The organism is Methylobacterium sp. Leaf87, from assembly GCF_001422775.1.
In the GTDB taxonomy this organism is placed as follows: domain Bacteria; phylum Pseudomonadota; class Alphaproteobacteria; order Rhizobiales; family Beijerinckiaceae; genus Methylobacterium.
This window is the reverse complement of sequence record NZ_LMMI01000019.1, coordinates 1-13,596: the sequence shown is the minus strand read 5'-3', so window position 1 is coordinate 13,596 and position 13,596 is coordinate 1. Positions and strand designations below refer to the sequence as shown.

Genomic DNA, 13,596 nt, shown 5'->3' with positions numbered 1-13,596 from the left:
GTGACAATCACCTGGGTTGCAGCACTGCGAAAACGGGCGGTGTAGCGCGGCAATCTGGATGATTGGTCGCATTGCCTCAGCTGAAATGCCCCCGGCTCTTGGGTCGTTGCCCTATCTGATTTGCTCCCGACCCTGGTTCGGTGGTGGGGGCTGTGATGAGGATCGAGCGCCGCTCGTAGCGGGCGCCGATCAGCTCGAACAGTACGCGGGTCTCGGCCTGATCCTTGGTGACGTGGGCGAGGTCGTCGAGGATCAGCTGGTCGAAGCGATCGAGCCGGGCGAGGGCAGCCTCCCGGGTGAGGTCGCACCGGGCGATCTGGAGCTTCTGCACGAGGTCGGTGGTGCGGGTGAACAGTACCTTCCAGCCATTCTCGATACGTGAGCAGGCCATCGCCGTCTCAAGCTGCAATCGCCACGGAGCCTCCGGCGCCTACGAACAGGCCTGCAACAACGCCGCCGGAAAGACACACGCTCGCGAGGAGGGTTGGGATGCTGGGCACGGGTCCGATCCTGAGGATCGGCTGCGCAGTGCGGTCGGCAAAGGGTCGTGAGGCAGCAGGAGTGCCACGGCAGAGGACTCCGCGAGACGTATCCCCGGACCTTCCAAATCGCCCTGCCTCTTGCCTGGTGGGAACCCTCATGCACCGCTGCAACATGGTTAACGCGACGTAACCGTTCGCGACATGTTCCCGTTGTGGAAAACTCACGAACCCGTCAGTTTGGGCCTTGAAGCGGGGCACATCATGCACATTCGAGCCGGGGAACGGCTGCGTCTCACACTGTGGGGCGCGGGGAGCCGTGCTATGGTCAGTCTCAACACCTACGGCGTAACCCAGCCCGCTTTGGAGGGCCTGGAGCCGACCGAGGACGGGTTCACCTACGACGTAACCTCGTGGCTGCATGACGGGGTCAACACTCTCACGGTGGTGCTCATAGGACAGCCGGGAGATGTGCCGTTCCGGATGGCCATCGCCCACGCCGATCACCCGGAGCACGTTCTCGACGAGGCTGATTTCCTGCCCTTGGCGACGCCCTGGCGCCTGTGGACGCTACGCGTCGAACGAGCGCCCGCGGTGGTGCGCGCAATCGCAGGCTTTGCCCTCGTCCATCCGGAACAGGGGTTGGGCGTTCAGAGCGAGCCCGGTCCGTCGAGGCGCGGCATATCCTTGCGCACCGACCAGATCATGGCGCCCGTCTCGTTGGTGAGGATCGATACGCCGGACCAGCCCTCCAGCGCGGCTTCAGCCAGAAACTTCCCCTGAGCGATAGCCTGCTCGGCAGAGGTGGCCTCGACCCAGGCATGCTGGGTTTCAATCGGACCTTGGCTTCTCAGCGGACGACGTAAGATCCGTAGCTGAAAACGCCCCATGGCTGACAGACCTACGGATTGCAGCATCTGCAAGTGGTAAAACTCATTCAGGCTCAATGACATACCGGAAACGAGCCCGGCTGAAGCCCTCCACAGCGGATATCCGAGTTATCCCCACATTTAACAAGCCCCTGCGAACTTATCGCTTGACGGCATAAAGGGGTGGACCTTTCGGCACGTTGCGCGTTTGGTTTCTGTAACAGAAATCAATTGGGTCAGCGGCCATGTCCACGACGAGCTCACGGGGCGGGGCGCGCCCGAACTCCGGCCGCCGAAAGAGCGAGCCGACCAAGGTCGTGCGCCTGCCGGTGGAAATCGCGGACCTCGCGCGTCGGATCGCGGCCCGTGGCGGCACCTCCGGTGGCATTGCCGCCTTCCTCAAGGTGGACGGCAACTCGACGGCCGAGGTGCCATATGTGACGGCGTCCGTGGCTTGCGGATTCCCCTCACCGGCCGAGGACAGCCTTGAGAGCCCGCTGGATTTCAACGAACTGGTGGGCGCGCGGCTGCCCTCGGTGTTCGCCGTGCGCGTCGCGGGCGAGAGCATGCTCGGGGCTGGCCTCTACCCCGGCGACGTGGCCGTGGTGGACAAGGCGAAGACGCCCGCGCACGGCTGCATCGTCGTTGCCTGTCTGAATGGCGAGTTCACGATGAAGCGCTTCCTGAAGAAGCGCGGCCGGATCATCCTTCACCCCGAGAACCCTGCCTTCCCCGACATCGAGGTGCCCGATGAGGCGGAGTTCGAGGTGTGGGGCGTCGTCACGCACTCATTCCGCCGTTTCTAGGCCGTGAGCGCACCCATCGCCCTCGTGGACTGCAACAACTTCTACGCGTCGTGCGAGCGGCTGTTTCAGCCGGCGCTGCGGGGCAAGCCGGTGGTGGTGCTGTCCAACAATGATGGATGCGTCATAGCGCGGTCGAACGAGGCCAAGGCCCTCGGGATCAAGATGGGCGACGCCTGGCACCTTCGCCGCGACGAGTTCGAGCGCTGGGGGGTTCAGGTCCGCAGCTCGAACTACACCCTCTACGGCTGCCTCTCGGCGCGTGTGATGCAGGTACTCGCCGACTTCACCCCCGACCTGGAGGTGTACAGCATCGACGAGGCGTTCCTTGGCCTCACCGGCTTTGCCGATCCGGAGACCCACGCCCGTCGCCTGCGGAAAACCGTTGGCCTCAGCACCGGCATCCCGGTGTGCGTCGGCATCGGCCCGACGAAGACCCTCGCCAAGGTCGCCAACCGAACCGCCAAGAAGGACCCCGCGTCTGGGGGCGTCTGCTACCTCGCCGACGAGGCCGCTCAGACAGTTGCCCTCGCCCGGCTGGATCTCGGCGATGTCTGGGGTATCGGGCACCGCCTCCAGCACCATCTTGCGGGCATGGGGATTACGACCCCGCTTCACCTGCGCGAGTCCTGCCCGGCGATGATCCGGCGCCGTTTCAACGTGGTGGTGCAGCGGACCGTGATGGAGCTTCAGGGAATCCCCTGCATCGACCTCGAACACGGGAGCCCCGATGCCAAGACCATCTGCACGTCGCGAAGCTTCGGCCGGGCGGTGGAGGGCTTCGACGAGTTGGCCGAGGCGCTGACTGCCTACACCTCCTACGCCGCGCAGAAGCTACGCCGGCAGGGCCTCGCCACGGCCTCGATCACCGTCATGCTGACGACCAACCGGCACAAGCCCGAGGATGCCCAGTACCACGCCACCAGGCCCGTTCGGCTCACCATTGGCACCAGTGACACCGCTCGCCTGATCCGAGCCGCCCTATGGGGCCTCAAGGGCATTTACCGGCCGGGCTTCCGCTACAAGAAGTGCGGCATACTCCTGCTCGACCTCCGCCCGGCCGCCGCCGTGCAGGGCTCGCTATTCCTTCAGCCGGATCAGCCCCGTCGGGTCCAACTCATGGCCGCCGTGGATGCCCTGAACGCCCGGTACGGCAAGGACCGGGTGCGCTACGCGACTTCGGGTATGGACCGACCCTGGAAGCTGCGGGCCGAGCATCTATCGCAGCGTTACACGACCCGATGGGGCGAGCTGTTGAGCGTTTAGAGACGGGACATGCCGATTTAAGAGCAAACGACAAAACCCCGAGGATTTCTCCTCGGGGTGTGCCTCGACAGAAGCGGCTCCGTGATCGGGGCTGGGGACGCTTAGGCCGAACCTAAAAGTCCCGCAGGTCCTAGTACGAGCCGAACTTGTAGTTCACGCCAGCGCGCACGAGGCTACCTTCGGTGGTGAAGCGGGAGTTGTAGCCGATGCCAGGACCGCCCGTGGTACCGACGAGGAGGTTCTTGGTACCGAGATCGTAGCGCAGGTACTCCGCCTTGACCGTGACGGCACTGGACTTGAAGAAGTTCAGGAACGACTCGGTGGGCAGGGCGTACTCGATGCCGCCGCCGTAGGCGTAACCCGTCTCGATCTGTGACCGCGAACCGGCATAGGTCTGCGGGATGCCGGTGGTGAAGCTGATGTTCTGGGACACGTCGCCGTAGGCGAAACCGCCGGTGCCGTACACGAGGACGCGGTCGAAGGCGTAGCCGATGCGGCCGCGCACAGTTCCGAGGAAGCCAAGCTCCGAGCGGTAGGTGTTGGTCAGGCGGTTCGGGTTGAACACCGGCAGGAAAATGCTGTCGACCTGGGTGCGCTGGAGGTCGGTGTACTGCGCATCGGCTTCGAAGCCGATGACGACGCCGGAACCTGGGGTGAATTGGAGATTGTAGCCAATCTGGCCGCCGCCGGTGAAGCCTTCCTGGGAGAGACGGACATCACCGCGGCGAAGGCCGGCGTTGACGTTGTTCTGCAAGGCGCCGATGCCGGTGGTGCGGACGGTGTCACGCTCGTTGAAGGCGTAGCCAGCGTTAAACCCGGCGTAGAAGCCTGTCCAGGTGAACACCGGCACCGGCACGAACACCGGCGGAGCGGCGCGCCGCGGAAGGTCGGCGGCCGAGGCAGCGCCCACGAGGAGGGCGGCGGCGGTGCTGGCGAGGAAGAGCGTCTTGAACATGGGGCGGCTACCGAAAGTCGGAGGCGCACTCTCGGTGCGGTGTGTCCAGAGTTTAGCAAGCCTTGGCCGGATACCTCTAGTGCATTTCGGCCACACTGATATTAGATCGAACGCAGGACGAACATAGGCGACGATTCACTCTATGTTTACTTCCAGAGTAAGCGAGATACGACAACGAGCTCCAAGGCGATTGTTTTAGAAAAAACAGCCCGCTTGCTGAGATGCAGCGGGCTGTCAGTTTTAAAGTGAGTTGCCAGAGGACCAGCAAGGGCAATCCCTTTACAAAGAGCGTCTCCATACAATTTCCGCAAGGCGAAAGAAGCGGCAGTCGACAGGTTCAATGCAGTGAAGTTGTGGACGCCTGAAGCGGCGATACCTCGGCCGCCGACTCCATCAGCGTCGAGCAGCAGCAGTCTTGCGCGGACGCCCCGCACGCTTCGGCGTCACGTCGGTCGAAGCCTCGGAAACGGTCATGTCGGGCTGCGGAGTCTCAACAGCTTTGCTGGCCCTCTTCCGCTGCTGTCCCAGACCAAGCGCACGGGCGAGATCGGAACGCTGGGCCGAGTAGCTCGCGGCGGTCATCGGATAATCCGCGGACAGACCCCACTTCACACGATAATCCTCGGGCGTGAGCCCGCGGAGGGTGAGATGCCGGCGCAAGGTCTTGTAGGGCTTGCCGTCCTCGAAGCTGATAAGGGCGTCCGGCGTGACCGATTTCCTGATCTGCGCCGAGGTGACCTTCTCGACCTCGTCACCCTTCGAAGAAGCAGATCCGCTCGCAGCGAGGTCCGTGATGGCCGTGTGTACGTTAGCGAGCAGATTGCCAAGCTCGCTCGCGGGGATGGAATTGTTGGACACAAAGGCCGAAACGATATCGGCACTTAATTCGATATAATCGACCACTTGATTTTGTTCGATTTTGGTCATTGTATCTCTCCCTTAGATTGCGCCAATTTTTTCTTAAGACGTGCCGCTTTGAAAATATCAACAGGATCGCCGTAAAAAAATAGCCCTAGAGGACAACTTATTCCTTGCCGATCCTGAGTTGGCTGGCGTCGTGCTTGCTATGGGGTTGATCACGGTGCACGACGGTCCGTCCGCTTAATCCGCGATGGTGCGTGCGGATCGACACGTCAAAAATGAAAGAGGCTCCCCATATTAGGTCCAGACAGAGAGAAATAGACCTGAGCCCAGGTCAGTCCTGTGAAGGAGCTTAGAGGTGTCCGTCGTCAGATGATTTGGGACATTCAGCGGTGTTCAGGAGCGGAGGCTCTGGTCCATCTGGGGTGAGAGGTTAGGCGGCCTGCGCGTGGTGGCGCAAGCGGCGATCCATCAGGGTCTGGCGCTTGATGCGTTCCCGCTCGGCCAGGATCCCTTCGCCGCGTCCGAAGTAGACGTCAGCGGGCGTAAGGTTGCTTAGGCTCTCATGGGCTCGGGCATGATTGTAGTGTTCGACGAAGTCGGCAACCTGCGTCTTCAGCTCGCCGGGCAAGTAGGCGTGTTCGAGCAGGATGCGGTTCTTGAGCGTCTGATGCCAACGCTCGATCTTGCCCTGCGTTTGAGGATGGCATGGCGCACCGCGGATGTGGGTCATGCCCCGACTGCCGAGCCAGTCAGCCAGGTCGCTGGCGACGTAGCTCGGCCCGTTGTCGGAGAGCAGGCGTGGCCGCGGCATCACCCGCGCCCGATCGAGCCCAGCCGCACCCAGCGCCAGGTCGAGCGTGGCGGTGACGTCGCTGGCCTGCATTGTCGTGCACAGCTTCCAGGCGACGATGTAGCGTGAGAAGTCGCTACGCGGTCCTTCGGTTCGTCCAGGACCGTCGACAGGTAGTACCAGCCCCAGCCAACGACCTTCAGGTAGGTGAAGTCCGTCTGCCAAAGCTGGTTGGGCGCGGTGGTCTTATCGCGGAACTCGTCGGCAGCCTTGATGACGATATAGGCCGGGCTGGTGATCAGGTCCTGAGACTTGAGCAACCGGTAGACGGTCGCTTCCGAGACGAAGTAGCGGCGCTCGTCGGTGAAGCGCACTGCCAGCTCACGCGGACTGAGTTCAGGCTGCTCCAGAGCCAGGGCAACGATCTGCTCGCGGATCTCCGCAGGTAGACGGTTCCAGACCCGGCTCGGCTGCGAAGGTTGGTCATTCAACGCCTCGGGGCCGCCGCGCTGGTAGGCGTCGTACCAGCGGTAAAACGTCGAGCGCGTGATGCCGAGCTTGTCCAGGGTGGCACGCACCGGCAGGTGGGATTGCTCGACCAGCCGGATAATCTCCAGCTTCTCGGGGGCCGGGTACCTCATGCCTCGTCGCCCCCAGCCCCGCTCATGCTTTTTTTAAGCAGACGATTCTCCAGGACGAGATCAGCCACGACCTCCTTCAGCGCCCCCGCTTCGCGACGGAGATCCCGCACCTCGTCCGTCGTTGCCGCGCGCGCTGTGTCGCCGGACAGGCGCTTCTTACCAGCCTCCAGGAACTCCTTGGACCAGCCGTAGTACATCGAGGCGGCGATACCCTCACGTCGGCACAACTCGGCGATGCTGTCCTCGCCACGCAAGCCTTCCAGTACGACGCGGATCTTCTCCTCGGACGAGAACTGCCGACGTGTGGCCCGACGGATGTCCTTGATCACCGCTTCTGCAGGCTTCTTGGCCGGTCCGGATGTTTGCTTCATCTTCGCTCCTCAGGGGCTACGATGAACCAGCCATCCTCCGTTCGTGAAGACCCTCATTCTGTCCCACAGGTGCTGACGTCGGACAGCTGAGGGAGACGAGAGCCAGCCCGTGGCCGAACGAAACGCGACCGACCTCGACGAGCGCTGGCTTTGAGCTGCGTGTGTTTTAGACATCCGCGGTCAGCACCACCCCCGGAAGACCGTCGTGCGGACCATCCTCGTCGTCGCCATTCTTTTCACATCTCCCGCCATAGCCGCCGATCCTCTCGTTGGCCGCGCCGGCGTTAGCGACGGCGACACGGTGGTGATCCGGGACACCCCCATCCGCTTGCACGGCAGAAATGCGCCAGAGAGCACCCAGACTTGCAAGGATGCCGCCGGCAAGGATTACCGCTGCGGTCAAGCCGCGGCGCTAGCCCTCGCTGCCCACATCGGCAAGCGTGTCGTGACATGCGACCCGCAAGACACCGACCGCTACGGCCGTGTGGTGGCCGTGTGCCGGGCGGTATCTGAGGATCGGAACGCCTGGATGGTCCGCGAGTGGCATGCCATCGCAGACCGGTGCTTTTCCCGAGGCGTACGTGAACGCCGAGCTCACGGCGAAGTCTCTTCGGCATGCCATCTGGGCGAGCACGTTCCATGCCCCGTCCGATTGGCGGCGCGAGAAGCGGGCTGGCGGAGAGCATTCGCGGCCCGAAACGCTTTCGGCACCGTCCGAGGCCAGCGGGTGCAACATCGAAGGCAACATCTCTCCCGGGGGTGAGCGGATCAACCACCTTCCGGGGACCCGCGACTACGAGCGTACCCGGGTCAACGATCGCGCTGGCGAGCGAATGTTCTGCTCGATGTATGAGGCTAAGGCAGCCGGGTCGCACGCCGCGTGGGTGAAATCAGCAGTCATAGGTAGGGATTTTTGGCGCTTTATGCATATCTCAAGCATTCATATCATGTATGCTATGAATTCGGTCCAAGGGCGAACCTGTCTGGGCCAGGCTAAATATTCGATGCAAAATGGCTTGTCTCGTTTGTTGTCCTGAACTGAGCAAAACGACTCGCTAGCATGGGCAGCACGGCAAGGTTGAGCACGGTCGAGGTGATGAGTCCGCCAAGGATGACTTGGGCCATGGGGCCTTCGATCTCGCGGCCGGGCTCGCCCGCACCCAACGCGAGGGGCAGGAGCCCGAGACCGGTGACGAGGGACGTCATCAGGATCGGCACGAGGCGGTCGGCCGCGCCCTCGACGGCCACGGCCGCCTCCCACGTCCGACCCTCAACGAGTACGAGGTGCTCGTAATGCGCGATCATCATGATGGTGTTGCGTAGGGAGATGCCGAACAACGTCACGAAGCCGACGATCGAGCCGAGCGAGATCACGGCACTGGTGGCGGCCACCGCCATCACGCCCCCGACGAACGCGAACGGGATGTTGACGAGGATCAGGGCGAGATTGGTCAGCGATCCTGTGACGACGAGGAGCAGCAGCACGATCCCGAGCCCGGCGAGCCCTGAATAAAGGACCAGGTCGCGTCTGGCAGCGGCCTGCGCCTCGGCCGCGCCGGCGATGCCGATGTCGACGCCCGAGGGCGGCGTCACTGACCGGGCGAGTTTCTGCTTCACTGCCTCGGTGAACGAGGCGACATCGCGCCCCTGCACGTTCGCGGTGACCACCCGCGCCCGCTGCGCGCCGACATGTCCGACGGCATAGCGACCGGAGGTCTCATACACGTCCGCCACGTGAGCGAGCCGGATGTAGGTGCCGCCAGGGGTGCGCAGGGGCAGGTTGCCGAGGGTCGCCAGGCGCGTCCGCGTGGCCGGGTCGAGGACCACCACGACGTTGAAGACGGCGTTGCCCTCATAGGCCTGCCCCACGATGTCACCCTGGTAGGCCGTGCGGACGATCTCCAGGACCTCGATGGCATCGAGTCCCCAGTGGCGCAGGTCGTTCGGGCGCAGGCTGACGTTGATCTGGGGCAGGCCCGGTGGCGATTTCAGCTGCACATCCACGGCGCCGCGTACCTCTGCGAGTTCCCGCGCCACCTCGCGGGCGGTCGCCTCGATTGTTTCGAGGTCCGCGCCGGAAACGCTCACCACCACCGGCGCGGTGTAGCCCGAGACCACCTCCTCGATGCGTTCGGTGAGGAAGGTCTTGAGGGAAAAGCTCGCACCGGGGGTGGCCAGCATCAGAGCCCGGATACTGGCTTCGGCCCGTGCCTGCGCGGCGCCGTCGAGGCCGGGGTCGAGATCGATATGCATCTCGCTATCATGCGTGCCGCCGAGATCGTACCCGGCCTCGGCGCGACCAACCTGCTGAGCCACGGCGCGCACACCAGGTACGGACTTCAGCGCCGCGGTGACGCGTTCGCCGACCCGGAGCGTCTCTCGCAGCGAGGTCCCCGGCGCCGTCGTCATGTGCAGGATGAGATGGCCCTCCTTGAGGTCCGGCAGGAAGGTGCCGCCCAGCAGCGGTACCAGCGCGCCGCTCAGGAGTGTCAGAGCGAGGCAAGCGACCAAAACGAGACGCGGATGCCGGTCGGTCCGCCGCAGCAGGCGGACGTACACGCGCCGTGCGGCTCGGGTCACCGGCGGCTCGGCGGCCGGCATGTTCTCGCGACCCGCCAGCAGCAGGCGGGCCAACGCCGGCGTCACCGTCAGGGCGACGGCAAGCGACGTCAGTACGGCGAGGATGTAGGCGAGCGCCAAGGGGCCGAACAGGCGGCCCGGCACGCCGGTTAACGCCAGCACCGGCAGGAACACGAGCAGCACCGCGAAGGTGGCGTAGGCAACCGAGACGCGCACTTCCAGAATGGCATCGCGCACCACCTTGGCTCCGGCGACGGGCGAGCCCGCGCGGTGGTTCTCCCGCAGCCGGCGCATCACGTTCTCGACACCGATCACCGCATCGTCGACCACCTCGCCGATGGCGATGGCCAGACCGCCGAGCGTCATCGTGTTGAGGCTCTGGCCGAACGCCCCGAGCACGAGGACGGCCCCGATCAGGGAAAGCGGGATCGCCGTAACGCTGATGAACGCCGTCCGCCAGTCGTACAGGAAGACGAGCAGCACGATCACCACGAGGACGCCGCCGAGGGCCAGGGCCTTCAATACGTGTCCAGTAGCCTGCGTGACGAAGTTCGCCGGTCGGAACAGATCGGCGCGCAGGTCGATGCCGTCGCGCTCCAGGCCCGGGCGCAGCTCAGCCAGGGCGGCGTCAACCCGAGCTGTGACGTCGAGGGTGTTGGCGCCGTACTGCGCGCCGACCATCATCAGCACCCCCGGCCTACCGTCAACGAGGGCTGCGCTGATCGCCGGCTCCGGCTCCGTCACCACGTCGGCGACGTCGCCGAGCACCACGCTGGCCCCGCCCTCGTTGACGAGGACGGTCCGGGCGATCGCCTCCGGGGTCAGGGACTGCCCCTCGGTCTGCAAGGTGATGCGCTGATTGGTCGTGTCGACGAAGCCTGCCCCACGCACGCCCGTCGCCTTGCGCCCGGCAACGAGAACATCGTTGAGGCCGACGCGGAAGCGGACGAGGTCGTGCGGCCGAACCTGGATACGAATGGAACGCACGTCGCCGCCATAGATCAGCACTTCGCCGACGCCGGGGGCGGCAAGCAGGCGTAGGCGCACACGCCAATCGGCGATCGTGCGCAGATCCATGAGCGTGCGGGTCGGCGAGGTGAGCCCAATGAGCAACACTGAACTCGTGGAGGATGTCAGCGCCGTCATGGCCGGCGGTAGCACGCCCTGCGGCAGACGCCCGGCCAGCGCGGCCAAGCGTTCGTTCACAAGTTGGCGCGCTCGGTAGATGTCGCTCCCCGCCCCGAAGGTCACGGTGATCACCGACAGGCCTTGAACCGAATTGGAGCGTACGGTGGCAAGGCCCGGCAGGCCGGCGATGGCGACCTCCAAGGCCTGGGTGACCAACACCTCGACCTGCTCCGGGTTGAGGCCGGGTGCCTCGGTCTGCACCGTCACCGTCGGAGGCGCAAACTCTGGGAAGACGTCGTACTTGGCGCTGCTGAGGGCGAAAAGTCCGTAGACCGCAAGGGTAAAGGCGAGGGCTAGGACGATGCCGGGCCGACGCACGGCGAAGGCGACGAGGCGCCCCTGCAGGCCGGAGGGCGCACGGGCCGACGCCGGGCTCGAAGCATCGCTCCGCGACGTGCGGGACGGGGGCCGCTCATCGCGCATGCTCAATCGTCGTCCGTATCGCCGTGAGCCTGGATCTGCCCTCTCAGTTCTTCCGAGAGGACCGCCTGTGGCCCTGTGACGATGATCTGCGCTTCGGGGCCGAGATCGTCGACGATGTAGGTGTCGGCCGAAATCGGGGCGTCGGCCTTCAGCGGGTGGCGCACGAAGGCGTCCTCGCCGACATTGCGATAAAACCAGGCGCCTCCCTGCCAGTGCACCACGGCGCTCTCTGGAATGCTGAGACCCAGGGTCTTGCGGTCGGAGGTCAGGAAGACCAGCGTACTCATGCCGGGCAGAAGGCCGCTGTTGCCCGAGACCGTGTAGAAGGAGCTGACGCCCTGGACGCGCTGATCGGTCCGCGTCGCGGGCGAGACGTAGCGTAGGGGGACGCGCTCGCTCTGGGGCGGAACCTCGGCGAAAGCCATGACGGGCAGGGCCTTTAACGTCTCGCCGGGCGGCAGCGTGACCTGGACGAGGAAATCGTTCCGTTCGATGAGGCGCGTTACGGTGGGACTGCGTTCGACGATGGCCTTGCCGATCACCAGACCCCATTCTTGCTGAGCGGTGGCGGCCAAGGTACGAATTTGTGATTCGGCGACGGTTACGGCTGCCTGATCGGTGATAGCTGCGCCCTCGGTGAGCTCGATCTGGGCCGCGGTCACCACCCCGGCGCTGAGGCTCTTCGCCCGCCGCGCGGCGCTGCCTGAGACCTCGGCTTTGGCCTTTGCGGCCTGGAGCGCCGCCACCGCGCCCGCGTAACCGTTGGTAAGGTCCGTGACGCGGGCGGGATCGATGACACTGCCGTATGCCTGCACCTCGATGGGATGGGGAAAGCGCATACGCCGTGCCGTTTCGACGCCGATCCGTGTCTGTTCCCCGTCGCTCAGGCGCACCACGACCCGCCCGCCTTCCAGCGCAGTTCGCACCGGGGCCCTGACTTGCTCTGGACTGCCTCGGTGATCGGCAGTCGACGATGTCGCGAAGAAGCGATGGCGTAGGTCGGTTGCGGAAGGACCAGCCCTTCCCAGCAGACCGGTACCGGTGTCCGTCAGCACGAGCATGCCGAGGGCCCCAATGCCGAGCACCGCACCTAGGATCAGCGCCAGGCCTGCGGACAGGATCGCCCGCCGTTGCATTGCAAGTCCTCGTGTTGCCCACGGCTCCTGCGTGGATTGCCACATTTGCCCGAGTCTTCTGGCGCGGTCTACCCAGTCTCGCTAGAATCGCCGCGTCCTTCGCGGCGCGACATCGAACATATCGGACGATCTGGTCAGACAGCTTTCCGCAACATGAAATCGCGGGTGAGCGTTGGCTAGAGCACTCAGTCCGATCGCTTGATTATAACTTCGGTATCTGATTCATTATAGGCAACCGAGTGGAAAGAGAGAAGGGCCTATATACTAACTGGATGCCGATCGGTTCGGCGCCGAAAAACTGTAATTTTCTTGGGTTTATCCAAGGTCAGTTTTCTTCGCGGATTGAGGTATGCGCGTGGCATAAGATTGATAACATATACATGCCATACTATTGCCTGAATCAAACTTACATCTGGTATAGCGAAGTCCGAACAAAATGCGTTAAAATAACACATTGGATGGAGATTCACGATTATCTTCTCAATAATTGATTAAGCAATTTAAATTGGCGCAATGTTTTGAGCTTGGCGTGCTATTGCCCTGTCGGCAAAGAGCCTTGCGGTGCAACGCTTTCCTCGCACTGCTTGACGCGGCGCTTCTAGTGCACTGACTCAGACGGATGGTTCAGGGGTCCGGTTGAGAGCGTCGAAGATGGCAGCGGCGGGTTTGGTCCAGACGAAGGGTCTGGGCCTTTGGTTGTGCTCGACGATGTAGCGTTTGATGGCCGCCTGCCGGCGGCGTGTGAGGGCGGAGAAGAAGCCCTCGACGGCGTTGAGCCATGAGGCCGATGTCGGGGTGAAGTGGAAAGTCCATCGCGGATGGCGGGCGAGCCGGGCGCGGACCTTCGGGTGCTTGTGGCTGCCGTAGTTGTCGAGCACCGCGTGGATCCCCTTGCCCGCCGGCACGGCGGCCTCGACCGCGTTCAGGAAGCGGATGAACTCGCCATGGCGATGGCGCTGCATGCCGCGGCCGAGCACGGTGCCTTCCAAGACGTTCAAGGCGGCGAACAGGGTTGTGGTGCCGTGACGGCTGTAGTCATGGGTCTGGGCGGCGGGATGCCCTGGTCCGAGCGGCTGGTTGGGACGGGTGCGCTCCAGGGCCTGGATCTGGCTCTTCTCGTCGATGGAGAGCACGACCGCATGGGCGGGCGGATCCATGTAGAGGCCGACCACATCCTCGACCTTATGGGCGGGCGGATCCATGTAGAGGCCGACCACATCCTCGACCTTAT

9 protein-coding genes and 2 pseudogenes are annotated in these 13,596 nt (G+C 64.0%); 4 read left to right on the top strand and 7 right to left on the bottom strand.

The window, feature by feature from the left end; genetic code table 11:
* Positions 1 to 148 precede the first annotated feature (148 nt).
* Positions 149 to 394 (bottom strand): annotated as a pseudogene (locus ASF22_RS11775) (ATP-binding protein); the annotation flags it as partial.
* A 409-nt stretch (positions 395 to 803) separates the two neighbouring features.
* Between ASF22_RS11775 and ASF22_RS11770 the strand changes: the two are divergent.
* The 3 genes from ASF22_RS11770 (at position 804) to ASF22_RS11760 (ending at position 3,417) form a co-directional block, all read left to right on the top strand.
* On the top strand, positions 804 to 1,262 hold the full coding sequence (locus ASF22_RS11770) for a hypothetical protein (RefSeq protein WP_156647674.1): 459 nt from the start codon (positions 804 to 806) through the stop codon (positions 1,260 to 1,262).
* Positions 1,263 to 1,593: 331 nt separating this feature from the next.
* Positions 1,594 to 2,154, top strand: a complete 561-nt coding sequence (umuD, locus tag ASF22_RS11765; protein WP_082483656.1) for a translesion error-prone DNA polymerase V autoproteolytic subunit — start codon at positions 1,594 to 1,596, stop codon at positions 2,152 to 2,154.
* Positions 2,155 to 2,157: 3 nt separating this feature from the next.
* Entirely contained in the window at positions 2,158 to 3,417 is a 1,260-nt protein-coding gene (locus tag ASF22_RS11760) for a Y-family DNA polymerase (RefSeq protein WP_056264393.1), read from the top strand.
* 130 nt (positions 3,418 to 3,547) lie between these two features.
* On the opposite strand, the gene ASF22_RS11755 is transcribed toward ASF22_RS11760, so the two are convergent.
* The 3 genes and pseudogenes from ASF22_RS11755 to ASF22_RS11745 form a co-directional block, all read right to left on the bottom strand.
* Complete coding sequence (locus tag ASF22_RS11755) at positions 3,548 to 4,372, bottom strand: outer membrane beta-barrel protein (RefSeq protein ID WP_056264389.1); 825 nt, start codon at positions 4,370 to 4,372, stop codon at positions 3,548 to 3,550.
* Between the two features lie 393 nt (positions 4,373 to 4,765).
* Positions 4,766 to 5,299, bottom strand: coding sequence for a MucR family transcriptional regulator (locus ASF22_RS11750; RefSeq protein ID WP_056264386.1), 534 nt, complete (start codon positions 5,297 to 5,299; stop codon positions 4,766 to 4,768).
* Between the two features lie 367 nt (positions 5,300 to 5,666).
* Positions 5,667 to 7,038, bottom strand: a pseudogene (locus ASF22_RS11745) (IS3 family transposase).
* 205 nt (positions 7,039 to 7,243) lie between these two features.
* Here ASF22_RS11745 and ASF22_RS24875 point away from each other — a divergent pair.
* Complete coding sequence (locus ASF22_RS24875) at positions 7,244 to 7,801, top strand: thermonuclease family protein (protein WP_348271143.1); 558 nt, start codon at positions 7,244 to 7,246, stop codon at positions 7,799 to 7,801.
* Positions 7,802 to 8,031: 230 nt separating this feature from the next.
* On the opposite strand, the gene ASF22_RS11735 is transcribed toward ASF22_RS24875, so the two are convergent.
* The 3 genes from ASF22_RS11735 to ASF22_RS11725 form a co-directional block, all read right to left on the bottom strand.
* Positions 8,032 to 11,229 (bottom strand): efflux RND transporter permease subunit, encoded by a 3,198-nt coding sequence (locus ASF22_RS11735; RefSeq protein WP_056264383.1) that lies wholly within the window; start codon positions 11,227 to 11,229, stop codon positions 8,032 to 8,034.
* Positions 11,230 to 11,231: 2 nt separating this feature from the next.
* Positions 11,232 to 12,365 (bottom strand): efflux RND transporter periplasmic adaptor subunit, encoded by a 1,134-nt coding sequence (locus ASF22_RS11730; RefSeq protein ID WP_056264380.1) that lies wholly within the window; start codon positions 12,363 to 12,365, stop codon positions 11,232 to 11,234.
* 611 nt (positions 12,366 to 12,976) lie between these two features.
* Positions 12,977 to 13,596 (bottom strand): IS630 family transposase (locus ASF22_RS11725; RefSeq protein WP_156647673.1); only part of this gene is annotated, 620 nt, incomplete at its 5' end.

What these genes read in the sequence shown, in the direction of transcription:
- ASF22_RS11770 (WP_156647674.1), top strand. Translation starts at nt 804, where the DNA reads ATGGTCAGTCTCAACACCTACGGCGTAACCCAGCCCGCTTTGGAGGGC.
- umuD (WP_082483656.1), top strand. Translation starts at nt 1,594, where the DNA reads ATGTCCACGACGAGCTCACGGGGCGGGGCGCGCCCGAACTCCGGCCGC.
- ASF22_RS11755 (WP_056264389.1), bottom strand. Translation starts at nt 4,372, where the DNA reads ATGTTCAAGACGCTCTTCCTCGCCAGCACCGCCGCCGCCCTCCTCGTG.
- ASF22_RS11750 (WP_056264386.1), bottom strand. Translation starts at nt 5,299, where the DNA reads ATGACCAAAATCGAACAAAATCAAGTGGTCGATTATATCGAATTAAGT.
- ASF22_RS11735 (WP_056264383.1), bottom strand. Translation starts at nt 11,229, where the DNA reads ATGCGCGATGAGCGGCCCCCGTCCCGCACGTCGCGGAGCGATGCTTCG.
- ASF22_RS11730 (WP_056264380.1), bottom strand. Translation starts at nt 12,365, where the DNA reads ATGCAACGGCGGGCGATCCTGTCCGCAGGCCTGGCGCTGATCCTAGGT.